At 72.0% G+C, this 22576-nt stretch carries 17 protein-coding genes; 12 read left to right on the top strand and 5 right to left on the bottom strand.

What is annotated here, in order from left to right:
* Positions 1–68 precede the first annotated feature (68 nt).
* The 7 genes from ABZ893_RS06480 to ABZ893_RS06450 all read left to right on the top strand — a co-directional run bounded on the left by ABZ893_RS06480 (position 69) and on the right by ABZ893_RS06450 (position 8004).
* Positions 69–2825 (top strand): DNA translocase FtsK, encoded by a 2757-nt coding sequence (locus ABZ893_RS06480; protein WP_361397652.1) that lies wholly within the window; start codon positions 69–71, stop codon positions 2823–2825.
* A 279-nt stretch (positions 2826–3104) separates the two neighbouring features.
* Positions 3105–3977, top strand: coding sequence for a RodZ domain-containing protein (locus ABZ893_RS06475; protein ID WP_361397649.1), 873 nt, complete (start codon positions 3105–3107; stop codon positions 3975–3977).
* A gap of 78 nt (positions 3978–4055) precedes the next feature.
* Positions 4056–5516, top strand: a complete 1461-nt coding sequence (gene rimO, locus ABZ893_RS06470; protein ID WP_361397646.1) for a 30S ribosomal protein S12 methylthiotransferase RimO — start codon at positions 4056–4058, stop codon at positions 5514–5516.
* Positions 5513–6175, top strand: a complete 663-nt coding sequence (gene pgsA, locus ABZ893_RS06465) for a CDP-diacylglycerol--glycerol-3-phosphate 3-phosphatidyltransferase (protein ID WP_361397644.1) — start codon at positions 5513–5515, stop codon at positions 6173–6175. Before rimO ends, pgsA begins: the two co-directional genes overlap by 4 nt.
* Positions 6176–6222: 47 nt before the next feature.
* A complete protein-coding gene (locus tag ABZ893_RS06460) occupies positions 6223–6855 on the top strand; it encodes a CinA family protein (RefSeq protein ID WP_361397641.1) in 633 nt (210 codons plus the stop codon).
* Positions 6856–6964: 109 nt separating this feature from the next.
* Positions 6965–7339: a helix-turn-helix transcriptional regulator gene (locus ABZ893_RS06455; protein ID WP_100591071.1), complete on the top strand. Its 375-nt coding sequence runs from the start codon at positions 6965–6967 to the stop codon at positions 7337–7339.
* A 374-nt stretch (positions 7340–7713) separates the two neighbouring features.
* A complete protein-coding gene (locus ABZ893_RS06450) occupies positions 7714–8004 on the top strand; it encodes a hypothetical protein (RefSeq protein ID WP_361397759.1) in 291 nt (96 codons plus the stop codon).
* On the opposite strand, the gene ABZ893_RS06445 is transcribed toward ABZ893_RS06450, so the two are convergent.
* From ABZ893_RS06445 to ABZ893_RS06435, 3 genes are all read right to left on the bottom strand, one after another.
* Positions 7952–8728 carry an SDR family NAD(P)-dependent oxidoreductase gene (locus ABZ893_RS06445; protein ID WP_361397638.1) on the bottom strand — a complete coding sequence of 259 codons (777 nt, stop codon included), beginning with the start codon at positions 8726–8728 and terminating at the stop codon, positions 7952–7954. The genes ABZ893_RS06450 and ABZ893_RS06445 overlap by 53 nt on opposite strands.
* 50 nt (positions 8729–8778) lie before the next feature.
* Positions 8779–9627: a DNA-formamidopyrimidine glycosylase family protein gene (locus ABZ893_RS06440; protein WP_361397635.1), complete on the bottom strand. Its 849-nt coding sequence runs from the start codon at positions 9625–9627 to the stop codon at positions 8779–8781.
* Between the two features lie 247 nt (positions 9628–9874).
* Complete coding sequence (locus ABZ893_RS06435; protein WP_361397633.1) at positions 9875–14725, bottom strand: ATP-dependent helicase; 4851 nt, start codon at positions 14723–14725, stop codon at positions 9875–9877.
* 110 nt (positions 14726–14835) lie between these two features.
* On the opposite strand from ABZ893_RS06435, the gene ABZ893_RS06430 reads away from it, so the two are divergent.
* From ABZ893_RS06430 to ABZ893_RS06415, 4 genes are all read left to right on the top strand, one after another.
* Positions 14836–15732 carry an AraC family transcriptional regulator gene (locus ABZ893_RS06430; protein WP_361397630.1) on the top strand — a complete coding sequence of 299 codons (897 nt, stop codon included), beginning with the start codon at positions 14836–14838 and terminating at the stop codon, positions 15730–15732.
* The gene (locus tag ABZ893_RS06425; protein ID WP_361397756.1) at positions 15732–16544 is read left to right on the top strand and encodes an AzlC family ABC transporter permease; all 813 of its coding nucleotides are present in this window, start codon (positions 15732–15734) and stop codon (positions 16542–16544) included. Before ABZ893_RS06430 ends, ABZ893_RS06425 begins: the two co-directional genes overlap by 1 nt.
* Positions 16541–16849: an AzlD domain-containing protein gene (locus tag ABZ893_RS06420; protein ID WP_361397627.1), complete on the top strand. Its 309-nt coding sequence runs from the start codon at positions 16541–16543 to the stop codon at positions 16847–16849. The genes ABZ893_RS06425 and ABZ893_RS06420 overlap by 4 nt, the downstream gene beginning before the upstream one ends.
* 239 nt (positions 16850–17088) lie before the next feature.
* Positions 17089–18273: a helix-turn-helix domain-containing protein gene (locus ABZ893_RS06415; RefSeq protein WP_361397624.1), complete on the top strand. Its 1185-nt coding sequence runs from the start codon at positions 17089–17091 to the stop codon at positions 18271–18273.
* A 40-nt stretch (positions 18274–18313) separates the two neighbouring features.
* On the opposite strand, the gene ABZ893_RS06410 is transcribed toward ABZ893_RS06415, so the two are convergent.
* Positions 18314–19267 carry a hypothetical protein gene (locus ABZ893_RS06410; RefSeq protein WP_361397621.1) on the bottom strand — a complete coding sequence of 318 codons (954 nt, stop codon included), beginning with the start codon at positions 19265–19267 and terminating at the stop codon, positions 18314–18316.
* Between the two features lie 363 nt (positions 19268–19630).
* On the opposite strand from ABZ893_RS06410, the gene ABZ893_RS06405 reads away from it, so the two are divergent.
* A complete protein-coding gene (locus ABZ893_RS06405) occupies positions 19631–21433 on the top strand; it encodes a cation:proton antiporter (protein WP_361397618.1) in 1803 nt (600 codons plus the stop codon).
* A 33-nt stretch (positions 21434–21466) separates the two neighbouring features.
* Here ABZ893_RS06405 and ABZ893_RS06400 read toward each other — a convergent pair whose 3' ends face one another.
* Entirely contained in the window at positions 21467–22420 is a 954-nt protein-coding gene (locus ABZ893_RS06400) for a DUF389 domain-containing protein (RefSeq protein ID WP_361397615.1), read from the bottom strand.
* Positions 22421–22576: the final 156 nt, after the last annotated feature.

The following is a 22576-nucleotide window of genomic DNA, read 5'->3' as shown; positions in this document are numbered from 1 at the left end:
CGCGACACGGACGGGTGAAGCCGTGGGCACACGTGTCCGCCGTGGCCTCCACCGGTAACCTCACATCCATGGCCTCACGTCCCGCAGCCAAGAAGTCGCCCGCGAAGAAGGCGGCCGCGCCATCCAAGGCTCCGGCGAAGAAGGCCCCTGCCAGGAAAGCCGCGGCGAAGAAGCCGCCGGCGAAGCGGGCGCCCGCCAAGAAGGCCGCGGCGAAGAAGCCCGCACCCCCGCCGGCGCCCAGCCCCACCGGGGGCGTGTACCGGCTCGCCCGCGCGCTCTGGCTCGGTGTCGCGCACAGCGTGGGCGCGATGTTCCGCGGTATAGGGCGTGGCGCCAAGGGCCTCGACCCGGCACACCGCAAGGACGGCCTCGCGCTGCTGCTCCTCGGCCTGGCGCTGATCATCGCGGCGGGCACCTGGTCGAACCTGCGCGGGCCCGTCGGCGATCTGGTGGAGATGCTGATCACGGGCGCCTTCGGCCGACTCGACCTGCTCGTACCGCTGCTGCTCGGCGGCATCGCCGTCCGGCTCATCCGGCACCCCGAGCAGCCCGAGGCGAACGGTCGGATCGTGATCGGCCTGTCCGCCCTCGTCATCGGCGTCCTCGGCCAGGTCCACATCGCGTGCGGCGCGCCCGCCCGCAGTGACGGTATGCAGGCGCTGAGGGACGCCGGGGGACTCATCGGCTGGGGCGCGTCCGCCCCGCTCACCTTCACCATGGGCGACGTGCTCGCGGTGCCGCTCCTCGTACTGCTCACCGTCTTCGGGCTGCTCGTCGTCACGGCGACGCCCGTCAACGCGATCCCACAGCGGCTGCGCCTGCTCGGCATGAAGCTCGGCATCGTCCACCCGCATGTGGGGGACGAGGTGTTCGGGGCGGACGCGGAGGACGAGGGGTACGACGAGGAGTGGCGCGCGGCGCGGCCCGTCCGCTCCCGGCGGGCCGCCATTGACGCCGAGGGCTACGACCCGGACCACGCGGAGCAGGAGGCGCTCTCACAGCGGCGCAAGCCCCGGCGTACGCCTGTGCAGCCTGTCCAGGAGCGGCCCATGGACGCGGTCGACGTGGCCGCGGCCGCCGCCGCGGCGCTCGACGGGGCTGTGCTGCACGGGATGCCGCCGTCGCCGCTCGTCGCCGATCTCACGCAGAAGATCGGCACCACCGACCGCGGGAGCGAGCCGGAGCGCACGGCTCCGGTGCCGACCGCGCGGGCCAAGACCCTGGCCAAGGAGACGGCCAAGGCCCCCGAGCCCGCACCGGTGAAGTCCGGCGTGCCCGACCTGACCAAGTCCGCGCCCGACTCGATGAGGGACCTGCCGCCGCGCGCCGAACAGCTCCAGCTCGCCGGCGACATCACGTACTCCCTGCCGTCGCTCGACCTCCTGGAGCGCGGCGGCCCCGGCAAGTCGCGCAGCGCGGCCAACGACGCCGTCGTGGACGCCCTGACGAACGTGTTCACGGAGTTCAAGGTCGACGCCGCCGTCACCGGCTTCACGCGCGGCCCGACGGTCACCCGCTACGAGATCGAACTCGGCCCCGCCGTGAAGGTCGAGAAGATCACGGCGCTCGCCAAGAACATCGCGTACGCCGTCGCGTCCCCGGACGTCCGGATCATCTCGCCCATCCCCGGCAAGTCCGCCGTCGGCATCGAGATCCCGAACACCGACCGCGAGATGGTCAACGTGGGCGACGTGCTGCGCCTCGCCGACGCCGCCGAGGACGACCACCCGATGCTCGTCGCGCTCGGCAAGGACGTCGAGGGCGGCTACGTCATGGCCAACATGGCGAAGATGCCGCACATCCTCGTCGCCGGTGCCACCGGCTCGGGTAAGTCCTCGTGCATCAACTGCCTGATCACGTCGATCATGTGCCGGGCCACGCCCGAGGACGTCCGCATGGTCCTCGTCGACCCCAAGCGCGTCGAGCTGACCGCGTACGAGGGCATCCCGCACCTGATCACGCCGATCATCACCAACCCCAAGCGGGCCGCCGAGGCGCTGCAGTGGGTCGTACGCGAGATGGATCTGCGCTACGACGACCTCGCGGCGTTCGGGTACCGGCACATCGACGACTTCAACCAGGCCATCCGCGACGGCAAGCTCAAGACGCCCGAGGGCAGCGAGCGTGAGCTGAAGACGTACCCGTATCTGCTGGTGATCGTCGACGAGCTGGCGGACCTCATGATGGTCGCGCCGCGGGACGTCGAGGACTCGATCGTGAGGATCACGCAGCTCGCACGCGCGGCCGGCATCCACCTCGTGCTCGCCACCCAGCGCCCTTCCGTCGACGTCGTGACCGGACTCATCAAGGCCAACGTCCCCTCGCGGCTGGCCTTCGCCACGTCCTCGCTCGCCGACAGCCGCGTCATCCTCGACCAGCCGGGCGCCGAGAAACTGATCGGCAAGGGCGACGGGCTCTTCCTGCCGATGGGCGCGAACAAGCCGACCCGTATGCAGGGCGCGTTCGTCACCGAGGACGAGATCCACGCCGTCGTCCAGCACTGCAAGGACCAGATGGCGCCCGTCTTCCGGGACGACGTCACCGTCGGGACCAAGCAGAAGAAGGAGATCGACGAGGACATCGGCGACGACCTCGACCTGCTGTGCCAGGCCGCCGAGCTGGTCGTCTCCACGCAGTTCGGGTCCACGTCGATGCTCCAGCGCAAGCTGCGCGTCGGTTTCGCGAAGGCCGGGCGCCTCATGGACCTCATGGAGTCGCGGAACATCGTCGGGCCCAGCGAGGGCTCCAAGGCGCGTGACGTTCTGGTCAAACCCGACGAACTCGATGGAGTGCTTGCGGTGATCCGCGGGGAAGCTCAATCATGAGGCGCGCGGTTTCGCAACACGCGCCCCCTGATGGCCGAACGCACGCCTCGTACTCCCCGCCCGACGCTCACTCGTAAGGGAGTGCGGAGCAACCGTTTCTCTTCGTCGTACGTCAAGTTGAGGGAGGGGACAGAACGATGCCCCGACTACAGGGTGACCGGCTGTTTCACGCGGCCATACCGATGGCGTACAAAGTCTGACCGCCCGGTTGCCCGACCCTTTCGCACCCCCCCTAGACTGAACCTCCGGCAGGTGGTTACACGCTCGAAAGGCGCACCCGTGTCCATCGGCAACTCCCCTGAAGACGACCGTCCTTCGGATGACCTCGACCCGACGCCCCCGCCGGCCGACGGGCAGGCGACCGCGCCCTCGGACGACCGTCCCTCGATCGGCACCGTCCTGAGGCAGGCACGTGTCGACGCGGGGCTGACCGTCGACGAAGTCAGTACCTCCACCCGGGTGCGCATCCCCATCGTGCACGCGATCGAGGAGGACGACTTCTCCCGGTGCGGCGGCGACGTGTACGCCCGCGGCCACATCAGGACCATCGCGCGCGCCGTCGGCGTCGACCCCGCCCCGCTCCTCGCGCAGTACGCCGACGCGCACGGCGGGCAGTCCGCGCCGACGCCGGCCAAGCCCCTGTTCGAGGCCGAGCGCATCCGGTCCGACCGGCGCCGGCCGAACTGGACGGCGGCCATGGTCGCCGCGATCGTCATCGTGATCGGCTTCGTCGGCTTCACCGCGTTCGGCGGCGACAACGGCAGCACCGACAAGAAGGCAGCCGAGGGCGCCCCGTCCGCGACCGCCAAGCCGAAGCCCAAGCCGACCCACAAGCCCACCAAGCAGCCCAAGGCCGACCCGTCCGACAGCGCCATCGCCGCCGCGCCCCGGGACAAGGTCACCGTCAAGATCAACGCGGCGAACGGCCGCAGCTGGATCTCCGCGAAGGACCACAACGGACGGATCATGTTCGACGGCCTGCTCGAGCAGGGCCAGTCGAAGACCTTCCAGGACAGCCAGAAGGTGGACCTCGTCCTCGGCGACGCGGGCGCCATCCAGCTGTACGTGAACGGCAAGCAGGTATCCAACGAGTTCCAGCCCGGACAGGTCGAGCGGCTCACCTACACCAAGGGCGATCCCGAGGTCGGATGAGCGGGAGGTTGCCCGGCGGTGATCCCCGGGTAACCCTCCCGGCCGGGGCTGTCCGTGGGAACAAGTAGTCTTGAGCCCATGCCCGAACGCCGTACCGTCGCCCTTGTCACTCTTGGCTGCGCCCGTAACGAGGTGGACTCGGAGGAGCTCGCAGGCCGCTTGGAGGCGGACGGCTGGGAGCTCGTCGAGGACGCCGAGGCCGCAGACGTCGCCGTAGTCAACACCTGTGGCTTCGTCGAAGCCGCCAAGAAGGACTCCGTCGACGCCCTTCTCGAAGCCAATGACCTCAAGGGTCATGGCAGAACCCAGGCCGTCGTGGCCGTCGGCTGCATGGCCGAGCGGTACGGCAAGGAGCTGGCGGAAGCCCTCCCCGAGGCCGACGGAGTCCTCGGCTTCGACGACTACGCCGACATCTCCGACCGCCTCCAGACCATCCTCAACGGCGGTATCCACGCCTCCCACACCCCGCGCGACCGGCGCAAGCTCCTGCCGATCACCCCGGCCGAGCGCCAGACCGCCGGCGCCGAGGTCGCCCTCCCGGGACACGCGCCCGTGGACCTGCCCGAGGGCGTCGCGCCCGCGTCCGGTCCGCGCGCCCCGCTGCGCCGCCGCCTCGGGTCGAACCCCGTCGCCTCGGTGAAGCTCGCGTCCGGCTGCGACCGCCGCTGCTCGTTCTGCGCGATCCCCTCCTTCCGCGGCTCCTTCATCTCTCGCCGCCCCAGCGACGTGCTCGGTGAGACGCGCTGGCTGGCCGAGCAGGGCGTCAAGGAGGTCATGCTCGTCTCCGAGAACAACACCTCGTACGGCAAGGACCTCGGCGACATCCGGCTCCTGGAGACGCTGCTGCCCGAGCTGGCGGCCGTCGACGGGATCGAGCGGGTCCGCGTCAGTTACCTGCAGCCCGCCGAGATGCGTCCCGGCCTCATCGACGTCCTGACGGGCACCGACAAGGTCGTCCCGTACTTCGACCTCTCCTTCCAGCACTCGTCGCACTCCGTGCTGCGCTCGATGCGGCGCTTCGGTGACACCGACCGCTTCCTCGACCTGCTCGCCACGATCCGCGACAAGGCGCCCCAGGCCGGCGTCCGGTCCAACTTCATCGTCGGCTTCCCCGGCGAGACCGAGGAGGACCTGGCCGAGCTGGAGCGTTTCCTCACCGGCGCCCGTCTCGACGCCATCGGCGTCTTCGGGTACTCCGACGAGGAGGGCACGGAAGCCGCCACGTACGAGCACAAGCTCGACGAGGACGTCGTCGCCGAGCGCCTCGCGCGTGTGTCCCGGCTAGCCGAGGAGCTGGTCTCGCAGCGCGCCGAGGAGCGCGTCGGGGAGACGGTCCACGTGCTCGTCGAGTCCATCGACGACGAGGACGGCGCCATCGGCCGCGCCGCCCACCAGGCGCCCGAGACGGACGGACAGGTGCTGCTCACGAGCGGCGAGGGTCTGACCGTCGGCCGTATGGTCGAGGCGAAGGTGATCGGCACTCAGGGCGTCGACCTGGTCGCCGAACCGCTGGAGAGTGCTGAGGAGGCGGCCAGATGACCGGAGTCCCGGCCTCCGCCGCGGGCGGTACCGGTAAGCCGGCGCCCGGCGGCAAGCTGGGCGCTGCGGCCGTCAACCAGGCCAGCCTGTGGAACATCGCGAACATCCTGACCATGCTCCGGCTCGTCCTCGTGCCGGGTTTCGTGGCGCTCCTGCTGGCCGACGGCGGCTATGACCCCGTCTGGCGCGCGTGGGCCTGGGCGGCCTTCGCCGTCGCCATGATCACCGATGTGTTCGACGGACATCTGGCCCGTACGTACAACCTCGTCACGGACTTCGGGAAGATCGCCGACCCCATCGCCGACAAGGCGATCATGGGGGCGGCGCTCGTCTGTCTCTCCAGCCTCGGCGACCTGCCGTGGTGGGTGACGGGCGTGATCCTCGGCCGCGAACTCGGCATCACGCTCCTGAGGTTCTGGGTGATCCGGTACGGGGTGATCCCGGCCAGCCGCGGCGGAAAGATGAAGACCCTCGCGCAGGGCACGGCCGTCGGGATGTACGTCCTGGCGCTCGTCGGGCCGCTGGCCACCTTCCGGTTCTGGGTGATGGCCGTGGCGGTCGCGCTGACCGTGATCACCGGACTCGACTACGTGAGGCAGGCCGTGGTCCTGCGCCGGCAGGGCATGGCCGCCGAGCGCGGGGCGGCGGCGGAGCAGTGACTTCCGGAGCGGTTGGCGGCGGGGCGGGCGAGCTCGCTCCTGCTGCCGTGGCGCTGCGGCTGCTCGCCGAGCGAGGCCAGACGCTCGCCGTCGCCGAGTCCCTCACGGGTGGCCTCGTGGCCGCCGAGATCACGTCGGTTCCTGGGGCCTCGCGCGTCTTCCGCGGGTCCGTGACGTCGTACGCGACGGAGCTGAAGCGGGACGTGCTCGGCGTCGACGGCACTCTGCTGGCCGAGCGCGGGGCGGTGGATCCCGATGTGGCTCAGCAGATGGCGACGGGGGTACGGCGGGCGCTCGGCGCGGACTGGGGGATCTCGACGACCGGGGTCGCCGGGCCGGACGAGCAGGACGGGCAGCCGGTGGGGACGGTGTTCGTGGCGGTCGAGGGGCCGGGGGCTCCCGAGGGGGCCGGCGGGCCTGGGGCTCCCGAGGGGGCCGGCGGGCCTGGGGCTCCTGAGAGGGCCGGCGGGCCTGGTGGTGGGTCGGTGACCGGGGCCGGAGTGGCGGGTGCCGGTTTCGCTCCTAGCCGGAAAGTGGCCGCGTTGCGGTTGAACGGCGGCCGTTCGGAAATCCGTATGAAGACGGTAGAGAGTGTGCTTGAACTGCTGCTTGAGCAGCTCTTGAGCGAACGCACGGAGAATGAGCGGGCACAGGATACGGAAGATTACGGGGGGTTTTGATGTTTACAGCCCTGAGTGAACACGACATCGCTCCCCGCACGGCCGCGGCGCGAGGCGGTACGGTGGGGCGTGAAGGATGCGGCTACGCGGTCCGAGGAGGGAGCCACCGATGATTCTGCTCCGTCGCCTGCTGGGTGACGTGCTGCGTCGGCAGCGCCAGCGCCAGGGCCGTACTCTGCGCGAAGTCTCCTCGTCCGCCCGAGTCTCGCTCGGCTATCTCTCCGAGGTGGAGCGGGGGCAGAAGGAGGCATCCTCCGAGCTGCTGTCCGCTATCTGCGACGCGCTTGACGTACGGATGTCCGAGCTCATGCGCGAGGTGAGCGACGAGCTCGCTCTCGCCGAGCTGGCCGAGTCGGCAGCGGCCACGGATCCGGTGCCCGCACCGGTTCGCCCGCGACTCAATTCTGTCTCCGTCGCCGGTGTCCCGCCGGAACGGGTGACCATCAAGGCCCCTGCGGAAGCGGTGGACGTCGTCGCTGCGTGAGCTCGCGGCGCGTGACGTGTGTTGCGCAGGTGTCACTTATACGTGTGTGAAAGCCCCGGCCGGGTTGGTGGCCGGGGCTTTTGCGTGTCGGGGGTGCGGCTTATGTGTGGGCGGGGGTTTGGGGGGGCTCCGCCCCCGCGCCCCCGCGTTCTTTGGCCTCAAACGCCGGCCGGGCTGGAATGCCCGGCGTTTTGTAGAGGGGCTGGGTGACGGGCCGTCTCGACATGCCCGTATCGGGGCATTCGTGCCATGGTGAAGGGGATTTTTCCTTGATCCGGCAGCTGACAGGAGGTGGCCTCTTGGCGTGGCGGGCCGTGCGGTGGATACCTGCTGTGGCCTTCGGGGCGCTGTGGTGGTGGGGGCTGCTGCGGCTCATGTTCGCGCCGGACGCGGGGGCCTTCGAGGGGGCGGTGGCGGCCGGCGGGTGGGGGCTGAGCCTGCTGCCCGTGCACTGCGTGCCGAAGTCGCGGGCCGCGGGGGCGGTGGGCGCGGGCAGGCGGTCCGGCAGGGGTGCCAGGGGTTCTACGGCGGGTGGGGCTGCTGCGGGGAGTGGGGAGGCCCCGCGCGCGGGTCGGGCGGGGCGTCGGGGTCAGGGGCGTGGGCGTGGGTGGGTCACCAGGGCATGGCGACGCCGCCGTTCGGGCGGAGGATCTGGCCTGTCGTGAAGGACGACGCGTCGGTCGCCAGGTGCAGGACGGCGTGCGCGATGTCGTCCGCCTCGCCGACGCGGCCCAGCGGGGACATCCGGACCATCACGGACTCGGTCTGCGCCTGCTTCTCCGCGTCGTGCTTGTCGGTCATGGGTGTACGGATCCAGCCGGGCGCGACCGCGTTGACGCGGATGCCCTGCGGGCCGACCTCGGTGGCCAGGGTCTTCGTCAGCTGGACGACCGCGGCCTTCGAGGCGCCGTAGCAGAGCAGGCCGGGGCCGCCGGTGTCGACGGCGCCCGAGGCCATTGTGATGATGCTGCCGCGCGTGCCGGTCGCGATCATGGCGCGGGCGGCCTCCTGGCACGCGTACAGCACGCCCTTGAAATTGACGGCGAGTACGCGGTCCAGGTCCTCGTCGCGGGTCTCCAGGACGGAGCTGCTGTGCATGATCCCGGCGATCGCCGCCATGATGTCGAGCCGGCCGCTCGCCTCGACGGCCGCCGACACGGCCTCGGCGAGCTGGGTGCGGTCCGCGACGTCGATGGGGTGGGACTGGGCTGTGCCGCCCTTGTCCTTGATGAGGGTCACCGTCTCGTGCAGACCCTGCGCGTCGCGGTCGGCGCAGTGGACGGTGGCTCCGGCTTCGGCGAGCAGCAGGGCGGAGGCGCGTCCGATACCGCTCGCGGCGCCGGTGACGAATGCGGTGCGTCCACTGAGGTCGTACGCGGTGAGGGCCATGAGGGGACCGTACGAGCAGGTCTGACGGTCCGTCAATTAGTCGGTACGGGCTATCTGGTGGGCTTTGGGCGGGTGGCGGAGGGGCGGGTTGCCGAGGGGCGTGGGGCCGGGCCGTGCTGGCAGGCGGGGCACCAGTAGGTGGGGCGGTCGCGGGAGCCGTCGCCCTGGTCGGCCGCGCGGATCGGGGTGCGGCAGCGCAGGCAGGGGCGGGGCGCCCGGCCGTAGACGTAGAGCCGCTGTCCTGGGCGGTCGCTGCCGGTGGTGATGCGGGCGGGGCGGTCGCGGTTGGCTTCGAGGAGCCTTTTGGCGAGCTCGGGGAGGCGGGCGGCGGTGTCGGCGGGGAGTGCGCCGACGGGCAGCCATGGGGTGACGTGGAGCAGGAAGCACAGTTCGGACTTGTAGACGTTGCCGATGCCGGCGAGATTGCGCTGGTCGAGGAGGGCCTCGCCGAGGGGGCGGGCCGGGTCGCGTAGGACGTTGGTCAGGGCGGCTTCCGGGTCCCAGTCCGGGCCCAGGAGGTCGGGACCGAGGTGGCCGACGACCTTGGCTTCGTCTGTGGTGCGGAGGAGGTCGAGGACGGGCAGGCGGTAGCCGACGGCGGTGTGGGTGGCGTTGCCGAGGATGGCGCGGATCTGGTGGCCGGGGCCGCCGGTCCAGCGTTCGCCGGGTGCGTAGATCTTCCAGGAGCCGTCCATGCGGAGGTGCGAGTGCAGGGTGAGGCCGCCCTCGACGCGGGTGAGGAGGTGCTTGCCGCGCGGGGTGACGTCGAGGACGGTGCGGCCGGTCAGATCGGCGGTCGCGAGGCGGGGTACGCGCAGGTCGGAGCGGGTGAGCACCTGGTCCGCGAGGGCGGTGTGCAGACGCCGGGCCGTCTGCAGGACGGTGTCTCCTTCGGGCATGGGTCAAGGGTGGCATGGGTGGGGGTGGGCGGGGCTGGTGTGCGGCCGGGCCGTGGTGGGCGGGGGCGGACTTGCGTGCGGGCGGGGCCGGTGGTTCGGGCGTGGGGCGCGGGTGGTTCGTCGGATGTGGGGGACGGCGGGGCCGGGCGGTGCGGTCGGGCTTTGGGTAGGTGGGGCTGGGGTGTGGGGTCGGGCTGTGGTGGCTTGGGGTGGGCCGGCTGGTGGTGTGGTTTGGGGCGGGGTGTCTCTACGCCCGTATGCGCAGGCCGCGGGGGGTCGCGTGGAAGCCGGTGGATTCCAGGAGGGCGGAGAACGGGGAGGTCAGGGCCGCCGTGCCGTTCACCCGTTCCACGGTGATCGTGCCGAGGGAGCCCGCGCGGGCGGCGTCCGCCAGGGCTTGCGCCGCTGCGGGCAGGCGGGTGTCCTCGGTCAGGTCGGCGGCGGTGAGCGTCTCGGTGTCGCCGGCGGATGCGGGCCAGGCGAGGAGCGTCTTGCCGCCGCGCTCCATGTACAGGGTCAGCTCGCCGTCGACGAGCACGACGAGGGAGCCCGCCTTGCGGCCCGGCTTGTGTCCGGCGCCGGTGGGGGAGTCGGGCCAGGGGAGGGCAGCGCCGTACGCGTTCGCCGGGTCGGCGGCGGCGAGGACGAGGGCTCGGGGGGCGGTGTTGCGCCGGGGGCTGGTGGCGCGGCGGGACGTGGTGTCGGGCGGGGACCACGCGTCGTGTTCCCGTGACGTGAACTCCTCGGGGAAGTCCGGGACTTCGTACGATCCGGTGGCCGACGGGGCTGAAGGGTCCGCCGAGTCCGTCAGCGGGGGCGGCCATGTCGGATCCGGCAAGGTGTCCCCCCGCTCGCGCGCGTTCGCCGCCGCGCGCAGGCGGTCCACCGCGCCGTCCATCGCGAACTGGGCCGCGCCGAGGCCCTCGATGACGTAGCCGCGCCGGGCCTGGCCGCTCTCCTCGAAGACCGACAGGACTCGGTACACCGCGGAGAAGCCGCCCTCCACGCCCTCGGCGGCGACGGCGCCCCTGGTCACGACGCCGTGCCGGTCGAGGAGTGTGCGGGCCAGGGCGTGGGCGCGCACCGTCGGGTCGGGGTCGGCGGACGGCAGCAGCGACCAGCGGCCCGCGACCGTGGGCGGCCCCGAACGGGATGCGGGCCGTGCGGCGGAGGTGAGGCCTCCGTAGCGGCCGCGGGGGATCGAGCGGCGGGCCCGGTGTGCCGTGGAACCCGCGGTGCGGCCCGAGCCCAGGAGCGCGCGCATCGGTGTCAGCGTGTCGTTCGTGAGCCGTCCGGACCAGGCCAGATCCCATAGCACGTCCGCCAGTTGAGGATCCGTCGCGTCAGGATGCGTCGTCGCGCGGACCTGGTCGGCGATCTGACGGAAGAACAGGCCGTAGCCCCCGGAGAGCGTGTCCAGGACCGACTGGTGCAGGGCCGTCAGCTCCAGAGGATGGTGCGGCGGGAGCAGCAGGGGTGCCGCGTCGGCCAGATAGAGGGAGACCCAGCCGTCCTTGCCGGGCAGGGAACCCGCGCCCGCCCATACGATCTCGCCCGCCGCCGTGAGTTCGTCGAGCATCGCCGGTGTGTAGCCCGAGACGCGGGACGGCAGGACCAGCTTCTCCAGGGCGGACGCCGGGACGGACGCGCCCTGCAACTGCTCCACCGCGCGCACCAGGCCGTCGACGCCACGCAGCCCGTGCCCGCCCATGTGCTGCCACTGGGGCAGGAACTGGGCGAGGGCGGCGGGCGGCACCGGCTCCAGCTCGTGCCGCAGCGCCGCGAGTGAACGGCGGCGCAGGCGGCGCAGTACCGTCGCGTCGCACCACTCCTGGCCGATGCCCGCCGGGTGGAACTCTCCTTGTACGACACGTCCGTTCGCCGCGAGGCGATGCAGCGCGCCGTCCGTCACCGCCGCGCCGAGCCCGAAGCGGGCGGCTGCCGCGGCCGACGTGAACGGGCCGTGCGTGCGCGCGTACCGGGCGAGCAGGTCACCCAGGGGATCCTTGACCGGCTCGGTGAAGGCCTCGGGCACGCCGACGGGCAGGGCCGTACCGAGCGCGTCCCGCAGCCGGCCCGCGTCCTCGATCGCCGCCCAGTGGTCCGCCCCGGCGACACGCACCCGGATGGCGCGGCGCGCGGACGCCAGGTCCTCGCCCCATCCCGGCTCGGCGCCCCGCTCCGCCAACTCGGCGCCGGTGAGCGGCCCGAGGACACGCAGCGCGTCCGCGACGCCCTCCACGTCCTTGATGCGCCGGTCCTCCGTGCGCCACTGGAGTTCCTGCTCAAGCTCGGCGAGCACATCCGCGTCGAGCAGCTCGCGCAGTTCCGCCTGGCCGAGCAGTTCGGCGAGCAGACGCGAGTCCAAGGAGAGGGCTGCCGCGCGCCGCTCGGCGAGCGGGGAGTCCCCCTCGTACAGGAACTGGGCGACGTAGCCGAACAGGAGGGAACGGGCGAACGGGGAGGCCTCGGGGGTGGTGACCTCGACGAGGCGGACCTTGCGGGACTCGATGTCGCCCATGAGCTCCGCGAGACCGGGTACGTCGAACACGTCCTGGAGGCATTCCCGAACCGCTTCCAGGACGATGGGGAACGATCCGAACTCGCTTGCCACCTGGAGGAGTTGGGAGGCGCGCTGGCGCTGCTGCCAGAGCGGGGTGCGCTTGCCGGGGTTGCGGCGTGGCAGCAGCAGGGCGCGGGCCGCGCACTCGCGGAAGCGGGCGGCGAACAGGGCCGAGCCGCCGACCTGGTCGGTGACGATCTGGTCGACGTCGCCCTTGTCGAAGGCCACGTCGGCCGCGCCGAGTGGTGCCTGGTCGGCGTCGACCGCCGTATGGAAAGGGGCGCCCGCCCTGGCGGGTTCCTGGTCGAGGAGGTCGAGGCTCATCAGGTCGGCGTCGGGCAGGCGCAGGACGATGCCGTCGTCTGCGTGCATGACCTGGGCGTCCATGCCGTACTTCTCGCCGAGCCGGGCGCCGAGGGCGAGCGCCCAGGGCGCGTGCACCTGCGCGCCGAACGGGGAGTGCACGACGACCCGCCAGTCACCCAGCTCGTCGCGGAACCGCTCGACGACGATGGTGCGGTCGTCCGGGATGTGGCCGCAGGCCTCGCGCTGCTCTGCCAGGTACGACAGCACGTTGTCCGCGGCCCACGCGTCGAGTCCCGCTGCGAGCAGGCGCAGCCGGGCGTCCTCGTCGGACAGGGAGCCCACCTCGCGCAGGAACGCGCCCACCGCGCGCCCCAGTTCGAGCGGCCGGCCCAGCTGGTCGCCCTTCCAGAACGGGAGCCTGCCCGGGACGCCGGGCGCCGGGGACACCAGCACGCGGTCGCGCGTGATGTCCTCGATGCGCCAGGAACTCGTACCGAGGGTGAAGACGTCGCCGATCCGGGACTCGTAGACCATCTCCTCGTCGAGTTCGCCGACGCGGCCGCCGCCCTTCTTGGGGTCGGCGCCGGCGAGGAACACTCCGAAGAGGCCGCGGTCCGGGATCGTGCCCCCGGAGGTGACGGCGAGGCGCTGGGCACCCGGCCGTCCCGTGACTGTCCCTGCGACGCGGTCCCACACCACGCGCGGGCGCAGCTCGGCGAAGGCGTCGGAGGGATAGCGGCCCGCGAGCATGTCGAGGACGCCGGTGAACGCGGACTCCGGAAGCGACGCGAAGGGGGCCGCGCGGCGGACGAGCGCCAGCAGATCGTCGACCTGCCAGGTGTCGAGTGCCGTGATCGCGACCAGCTGTTGAGCCAGCACGTCCAGCGGATTGGCGGGCACGCGCAGGGACTCGATGGACCCCGTACGCATCCGCTCGGTGACCACCGCCGACTGCACGAGGTCGCCCCGGTACTTCGGGAAGACGACGCCTGTGGAGACCGCGCCCACCTGGTGGCCCGCGCGGCCGACGCGCTGGAGGCCCGAGGCCACGGACGGCGGGGACTCGACCTGGATGACGAGGTCCACCGCGCCCATGTCGATGCCCAGTTCGAGACTCGACGTGGCGACGACGGCGGGCAGGCGGCCGGCCTTCAGGTCCTCCTCGACGAGCGCGCGCTGCTCCTTGGAGACCGATCCGTGGTGCGCGCGGGCGATGACCGCAGGCGCTCCGTTCGCCGCGCCCGAGCCGCCCATCAGCTCGGCCGGCGCGTGGTCCTCTGGCATGGGCTCGCCCGTCGCCCGCTCGTACGCGATCTCGTTCAGCCGGTTGCACAGGCGCTCGGCGAGGCGGCGGGAGTTGGCGAAGACGATCGTCGAGCGGTGCGACTGGACCAGGTCCGCGATGCGCTCCTCGACGTGCGGCCAGATCGACGGCCGCTCCGCGCCCTGGTCGGAGTCGGCGACGGGCGAGCCGCCGAGCTCGCCCAGGTCCTCCACGGGCACGACCACCGAGAGGTCGAACTCCTTGCCGGAGCGCGGCTGGACGATCTCCACCTTGCGCTGCGGCGACAGGAAGCGGGCCACCTCGTCGACGGGACGGACCGTCGCCGACAGGCCGATCCGGCGCGCAGGCCTGGGCAGCAGCTCGTCGAGCCGCTCCAGGGACAACGCGAGATGGGCGCCGCGCTTGGTGCCCGCGACCGCGTGCACCTCGTCGAGGATCACCGTCTCGATGCCAGTGAGCGCGTCCCGCGCGGCGGACGTGAGCATCAGGAACAGCGACTCGGGCGTCGTGATCAGAATGTCCGGCGGCCGGGTCGTCAGGGCCCGGCGCTCGGCCGGGGGCGTGTCCCCGGAGCGGATGCCGACCTTCACCTCGGGCTCGGGCAGACCGAGGCGCACCGACTCCTGCCGGATGCCCGTGAGCGGGCTGCGCAGATTGCGCTCCACGTCGACCGCGAGGGCCTTCAGGGGCGAGACGTACAGGACGCGGCAGCGCTTCTTCGGGTCCGCGGGCGGGGGCGTCGACGCGAGCTGGTCCAGGGCGGCCAGGAACGCGGCCAGGGTCTTGCCGGAACCCGTCGGGGCGACGACCAGCACGTCAGAGCCCTCGCCGATGGCCTGCCACGCCCCGGCCTGGGCCGACGTGGGCGCGGAGAACGCCCCCGTGAACCAACCGCGGGTCGCGGGGGAGAAGCCGTCGAGCGGGCTGCGTGCGGACCTGACCATGCCCCCATCGTGCACCTCCCCACTGACAATGCCCCGGACCTGCGCAAACGCCGCCCGGCCGGACATCGGCGAGGAGTCGGCCGGGGCCGCCGTGACGCAGAATGGAACCCATGGCGGGACCGGCACCGAAGGAATGGGCCAGGCACTGGCGCTACGCACAGCTGCCCGGCCTCGACCTGCTGCGGGCGCACTACGTCCGCCACACCTTCCCCCGCCACAGCCACGACGGCTACGTCATCGCCTCCGTCACCAGCGGGATCGAGGAGGTGGGCCTGCCGACCGGGCGGCTGCACGCGGTCCCCGGCAGCGTCATCATGATCAATCCCGAGGTGGCGCACACGGCCCGTGCCGGCGGCCCCGAGGGCTGGGCGTACCACACGCTGTACCCGTCGGCCGAGGTCGTGGCCGAGATCGCGGGCGAGACGTCGGCGGTACGCGGGACCGCCGCCTTCGCCGAGACGATCGTCACCGACCCGCACGCCGGTCACCTCATCCGCGAGGTGCACCGCGCGGCCGAGGAAGGCAACGCGCTCGCAGCCGACAGCCTGTTGCGCGTCGTCGTCGCCCGGCTCCTGCGTGATCACGGGCAGCCCATGACCGCGCGCCCCGGACGGTCGGCGGGCACGAGGATCGCGGCACGCGCGCGTGCCGTGCTCGAAGAGCGGATGGCCGAACCGCCCTCCCTGGAGAGCCTGGCCACCGAACTCGGGACCAGCCCGTTCGCCCTGCTGCGCGCCTTCAAGGACGCGTACGGAATGCCGCCCCACACCTGGCTCACCGACGCGCGCGTGCGTGCCGCCCGCCGCCTTCTGGACGGCGGCACGGCACCGGCCGACGCCGCCGTGACCGTCGGATTCACCGACCAGCCGCATCTGAACCGGCACTTCACCCGGATCGTCGGCGTCCCGCCGGGCGCCTACCAACGGGAGCGCAAGAACGTACAAGACCTGTCCCCGCTGCCCCTCGTACCGTCGAGGGCGTGGCAGAACAGACAACATCCGCAGTAATACGCGCCGAGTCACCACCGGAGCGTGAAACCGGACGGACAGGGACCCTACGGGCCGGAAAGCCGGATTCCGCCGTCGTCCGGGACGCGCTCGGCGTCGGCGTCGCCGTCGGGCTCTCCGGGTTCGCCTTCGGCGTGACCTCGGTGGGCAGCGGCATCACCGTGCTCCAGACGTGCGTGCTCAGCCTGCTCGTCTTCACCGGCGCCTCGCAGTTCGCCCTCGTGGGCGCGATCGCGGCCGGCGGCAACCCGCTCACCGCCGCGGCGGGCGCTTTCTTCCTCGGCGTGCGCAACGCCTTCTACGGGCTGCGCCTCTCCCAACTGCTCGCCCTCCCGCGCGTGCTGCGCCCCTTCGCCGCGCACTGGGTCATCGACGAGACCACGGCCGTCTCGCTCGCCCAGCCCACGCGCCGCAGCGCCCGCATCGGCTTCACCGTCACGGGCCTCACCCTCTACGTGCTGTGGAACCTCACGACCCTCCTCGGGGCGCTCGGCGCGAACGCCATCGGTGACACCGACGCCTGGGGGCTCGACGCGGCCGGACCCGCCGTCTTCCTCGCGCTCCTCGCGCCGATGCTGCGGACCCCCACGGAGCGTGCCGTCGCCGGTATCGCCGTCATCCTCGGCCTCGGGCTGCTGCCCGTCCTGCCGGCCGGCGTCCCCGTCCTCGTGGCCGCGCTCGCCGCCCCGGCCGTGCTCTACGTAGAGGGCCGCCGGGCGGCACGCAGCGCACTCGCCGCAGACAAGAACAAGAACACGAACGTGAACGTGAACGTGAACAAGGCCGACGGCCGACAAGGAGAGGGCCGATGAACATCTGGATCGCGGTCGGAGTGACCGCAGTCGGCTGTTACGCGGTCAAGCTCATCGGTCTGCTCGTGCCCGCCGGAGTCCTGGAACGGCCTGTCGTCCGGCGACTGGCCGCGCTGCTCCCCGTGGCGCTGCTGGCCGCGCTCACGGCTCAGCAGGCGTTCGCCGACGGGCGTGCGCTCGTACTCGACGCGAAGGCGGCCGGCCTCGCCGCCGCGGCGGTCGCGCTGATGCTGCGCGCGCCTTTCCTTGTCGTCATCGCGGCGGCGGTCGTGGTCACGGCCGGACTGCGCGCCGTCATGGGCTGATCGTTTCTTCATGTGCTGAGGGCGCTCTTCGGCGAGCCCTCAGCACACTCGGCGTAGCCCGCCCTCCGTTGTGGTCGATCATGTCCACCGCTCCCAGCGCGGGACGTGGTCGACCGCCACCGGCCACGCCTTTCGGTCCCCGATGTGAGATCGCACACCGCCTCACGTCACGCGCACCGGCCGTGGGTAATGTGACGCGTCACAGACGCGCCCCATGTCCGAGGAGGGATGGCGGAACCGTGGCTCTGTCCCCCAAGGCGCGCTCCCTGGCCGCGCGCTGCGAACCGCGGGTCAACGAACTCGCCCGCCGCATGGCCCGCGAGTCGTTCGAGGAACTTCCCGGGTACGCGGAACTCCCCGACGACGTGAAGGACCTGGAGATCGCCGCGACCGCCCGGCACGGCGTGCGGCTCTTCCTGCGCAGCGTCAGCGAGTCGGACGCCGTAAGGGCCGGCGGGCACCGGCTGTTCCGCGAGACGGCCGCCCAGGGCGCCGAGGAGGGTATGCCGCTGCAGCTTCTTCTCCGCACCCACGCGCACGGCGTGTACGTCCTGTGGCAGGCCCTGCGCGACATCGCGGTCCCCGGCGAGGAAGGCGCGCTCATCGAGCTCGTCGACCTCCTCCTGCGGTCGCACCAGGGCGTCGTCGGTGCCGTCACGGAGACGTATCTCGACGAGCGGACCGCCCTGGAGGCCGAGCGGCGGGCCCACGTCCGCTCCCTGGTACGCGGCCTGCTCGACGGGATGGTTCCGCCCGGGCACGTCCTCCTCGACCAGCTCTGCCTGGAGGGGCCCGCGCTCGTCCTGGCCCTCGGCATCGACGCGGATTCCGACGAGACGCCCGTCGGCGTGCGGCGCAGGCTGCGCCGGGTGCAGGCCGCGCTGGACCACACCTTCGGGGTGGAGGTGCTCGCGCTGCTGGAGACGCGGGGAGGGCGGGTGATCGTGCCCATGGAATGCCGGCCGCCGGACGACCTGCCGCGCCGCCTCGCCAGGGCCGGCGGCTGCCAGGTGCGCGTGGCCGCCGTGCAGGCGACGGGACTTGAGGAAGTGACCGAGGCGGCCCGCACCGCGACCGAGATCCTGCGCATCACGCGCGCGTGCGGCATTCCGCCCGGGCTGCACCGCCTGGACGACGTACTCCTGGAGTACCACCTGTCGCGTCGCAGCGAGACGAGCCACCGGATAGCGGCTCTCCTGGACCCGGTCGCCGACCGGCCCGAACTCCTGGAGACCCTGCGCACCCATCTCGCGCACCAGCAGGACCGCAGGGCGACGGCCGCCGCGCTCGGCCTGCACCCCAACACCGTCGACAACAGGCTCGCCCGCATCGGCGAGCAGACGGGCATCGACCTGTCGGCACCGCGCGGCACGGCCCTCGCGATCGCCGCGCTGCTCCTCAGGGACGCCGACTGCGAACTCTGACCGACTGCGAACTCTGACGCGTACGGACCCGCCGCGTCCGTCAGTTGATCGCCCGCCCGTAGGCCCGCAGCGTCCGCAGTGCCTTCACCGTCACGATCGGGCGCGCCTCCAGGGCCGTGCCCGGGGCCCACTGGCGCCAGCGGACCGGCCAGCCGCCGTCGTCCTGCTGCTCGTCCGCGAGGAAGTCCAGCGAGCGCGCCATCTCCTCGTCCGTGAACCACGCGCGCGCCAGTGACTCCGGCGTCTTCGCGTAGTCGTGCGGGAGATGGTGCTCGCCCGGCGCGTACCCGGGCGCGACGGGGTACGCCTCCGGCCGCTCCGGATCGAGCAGGGCGAGCCGCTGCTCGCGCAGGAGCCGGCCGATCCGGTCGGCCGCCGCCTCCGCGCGCGGACGGTCGGGCGCACCGTCCAGGAAGGCCACCGCGGCTTCGATCTCGTACGGGTGGGACTTGTCCAGCGACTCGACGGCGGCCCAGCAGAAGTCCGTCGCCCGGAACAGCCACGCGTGCCACACCTCGTTGCGGTGCAGCAGTCCGACCACCGGCCCCGTGGCGAGCAGATCGCCCGGCGGGTCGTCCACGACCGGGACGAACGGCGCGGACGGGTAGCCGCGCTGGCTGGGATGGATCGCCGGGAGGGCGCCCTCCGGGGTCGACACCGAGGTCAGGTAGCGGCACACGCGCTCCACGCGCTGACCGCCGCAGCGGCCGATCGAGTCGAGGACGCGCAGCGCGTGCCCGGTGTGCAGGGGCTGGCTGACCGGGCCGCGCAGATCGGGCTCCAGCGCGTGCCCGTACCCCTCGTCCTCGTTGCGGTAGGCGGCGAGCGCGGTCTCGACGGCGTCCGCGCCGGACCGGCCCGCGCCCAGGAAGTGATAGGCGAAGCGGCGCTGTTCCAGCACGCGCGCGGTGAGCCAGACGAAGTGCTCGGCACGGGAGAGCGGGGAGGGCGCCGAGATGGGCTGGGGGAGTGGGGATGCTCCGTTTTCGGCCATGCACCGACCGTAGGGCGGAAAGCGGTACCGAGTGCCCTTCCGTGCCGGGCTCACCCTCAGGGGCTGGATACCGAAGTCATGCGGTTGACGGTCTTCTGGCCGCGAAAGACCCGCTGACCTGCGGAGATGTTCACTAGTTGGCGCTATGACCTGCACTGTTGTGCGGAATCGAAAGCCCTCCGCGTCCCGGCCCACTCAGCGCGATTTCGGCTACCCGCTCGGCCGCGCCGCGAGCGCAGACGACGATCCCCCGATGCCTCCCCCGAAAAGCCCGTCGCAGATGCGGCGGCCCCCGCGCCGCGTGAGCATGGGACGCGACCAGCGGGCGGCAGCGAGGGGGAGAAGCCGGAGGACGGGCGAGCGGTGACGACCGACGAGATTCTCTTCGGTGTCGGCCTGACCTTCGTGCTCGCGGTCGGCTCCCAGATCGTCGCCTCACGGATGCGGGTGCCGGCGTTGATCATCCTGCTCCCGGCGGGGTTCGTGGCCGGGGCGCTGACCGACGACATCCACCCCGACAAGCTGCTTGGGCCGGCGTTCCAGCCTCTGGTGTCGCTCGCCGTGGCGCTGATCCTTTACGAGTCCGGGCTCGGGCTCGACCCGCGCAAGCTCCGGGGGCGCCCGCGTCGCACCGTGGTCAGTCTGATCGTGACCGGAGTGTCGCTCTCCTGGGTGTGCACCACGCTGTTCGCGGGGCCCGTGCTGGGCATGTCCACGCAGGCGGCGTTGATGCTCGGTGCGATCCTCGTGGTCTCCGGTCCCACCGTCGTCGGGCCACTGCTCGACTTCGTCCGGCCTGTCGACCGGCTCCAGCGGATCCTCTCCTGGGAGGGCTCCCTCGTGGACCCGGTCGGGGGCACTCTGGGTGCCCTCGTCTACGCCGGAGTCCTCAACAACACTCATAGCGGCGTCGGCAAGCGGGTGCTGCAGTTCGCGATCAGTGTCGGTATCGGTCTGGCCGGTGCCGTCGTGGGGACGGCGCTGCTGTGGCTGCTGCTCGCCAGGCTCCGGCTCAGCGATGTGCTGGCCACCTCCGCACAACTGGCCACGGTGATCGCGGTGGCCGCGGCCTGCGACATGGTCCGTGACGACTCCGGGCTCATCGCGGCGATCGTCATGGGCCTCGCGGTGGGGTATCTGCCGGGTTTCGACCTGCCCGCGGAGCGCCCCTTCTCGGAAACGCTGTTGAAGCTGATCATCGGATTGCTGTTCGTCTCCATCTCGTCCACCGTCACCCCGGCTTCCGTGTGGCACGTGTTGCCGCCGACCCTCGGTCTTGTCGCGGTCCTCGTGCTCGTCGCGCGTCCGCTGGCCGCCTGGCTGGCGACCCTCGGGGCCGGCATGTCACGAGGCGAGCGCTGCTTCCTCGCGTGGATGGCCCCCCGGGGCATCGTGGCCGCGGCCAGCGCGTCGACCTTCACCGTCGGTCTCGTCGCGGCAGGCGTCGGCGGGGCTTCGAAGATCCTCCCGGTCACGTTTCTGGTGATCGCCGCCACCGTCACGCTGTACGGACTGTCGGCGACACCCGTCGCCCGTCGCCTGGGCGTCACCCGCCCCACCAGCGCCAGGCCCCTGCTGGTCGGTGGTGAACCGTGGGCGATCGATCTCGGGCGCGCACTGCACTCGGCCGGGCTCGAGGTGCTGGTGTGGGCAAGTTCCGACGAACAGCGGGAACGTATCCGGAAGGCAGGACTGGAACTGGCGCCAGGAGAACTGCTGGCAGCGGCCACCGGACGCGACGCCCGCCTGGAAGGCATCAACTCCGTACTGCTTCTCACGGACGAGGACGACTTCAACGCCTTGGCGTCAACGGTGCTCCGCCGCAGCGGAAGCATTCCGGTGTACCGCCTCGGACCGGGCGGCAACCGCGAGTCCGAAGTCGTGGCGCCGCAGGGCGATGGTGACACCCTGCTCCATCCGGAGCTGACCCGTCCCGCGGTCTCCCAGCGTTACGCGCAGGGGGCCCGTATCGTGGCGCGGCGCTTCGACGGCCCTGTCCCGCACGATGACGACCTGCTGTTCCTGGTGCGTTCCGGCGGTCGGCTGACGCCGGCGAACGGCGTCGGGGCCGCCACGCCGCAGCCCGATGACGTCGCTGTCGTGCTCGGACCGGCACCGGATTCCCCAGCCGTTCCTCAGGAGTCCGCCGGACCCGGCCACGGATGAGCCGAGACAGGGCCCGCCCGGCTCAAGCGGTGTTCAGCCCGCACCGGAGCGCGCGACTCGACGCCCGATGCGCCGCCAGACCGCCCGCTGGAATCTGAGCGCCAGCACGCCGACCACGATCAACAGCGCGATGTTGAGCAGCAGTTGGCCCAGGGATCCGCGTGCCTCGCCCCAGCTGGAGAACGCGCAGGACACACCGATGTCGGCGGCGGCCGGGATGGTGGTGACCGAGATGAAGACGCCGAGCAACGCGCTCGATCTGGCCTGGGTGAGCGACATGATGCCGACGACACCGGCCAGGACGGCGACGACGACGGAGAAGAGATTGGGGGCGTTGATGAGCGAGGAGACCGGCCGGATGCCGAGTTCGAAGGCCCTGGGCTCGCGGCCGAGGCCCCGGACCGCCAAGGAGAACAGAAACGTCACCACGATCGCCATCAGGAATCCCGCCGTCAGTGCGAAGAGCCCCTGGCCGATCCTGGTGAGGTTGCCCCGGTCGATGGCCAGCGCGACGCTGGTGATGGCGCCGTACTCCGGTCCGACCACCATGGCCGCGACGATGAGGATCTGCGAGTTGGTGAGGATCCCCACCGCCGCGAGGACGCCCGCGATGACCAGATAGAGGTAGAAGCTCGGCCCGTACGTGCCCTGCGCGCGGATGCGTGCTTCGACCTCGTCCCAGACGGGCGCGTGCGCGAGCGCCCTGAGCTGCCGCTGTTCCGCCTCGGCCGCGACGCCGGAGAAGGCGGCGTCCACCGGCTCGATGACGATGGATCCACGGCGGTCGATCCCGAGCTCGCGCAGCGCGCGCAGCACCTCGTTGGCCCCGCCCGCCAGGACGTCGCACTGGACCGCGTCGCCGTCGGGATGGTGGGCCGACGCGGGATGGACGACCAGGTTGAACACGAAACGGTTGCCGGTCAGCAGCCCGACCGCCCGGGGCGCGAGATCAGGCGGGCTCACCAGCCGGAGGTGGATCATCTCCATGCAGGATCTCCCTGGTGTGACCGGCCGCGGCCGAGACGCCGCAGTGACGCGAGTGCTCGGAGCCGGCCTCCTCCCGGCCCGGCCGACAGCAGTCAGTAATGCCCGCCGGGGCAGTCGCAGCAAACCGGGAGTGGCCCGCGTGGCGGTGCCCCCGCT

Source organism: Streptomyces sp. NPDC046821, assembly GCF_040645335.1.
In the GTDB taxonomy this organism is placed as follows: domain Bacteria; phylum Actinomycetota; class Actinomycetes; order Streptomycetales; family Streptomycetaceae; genus Streptomyces.
This window is presented reverse-complemented; position numbering and strand designations above follow the sequence as displayed.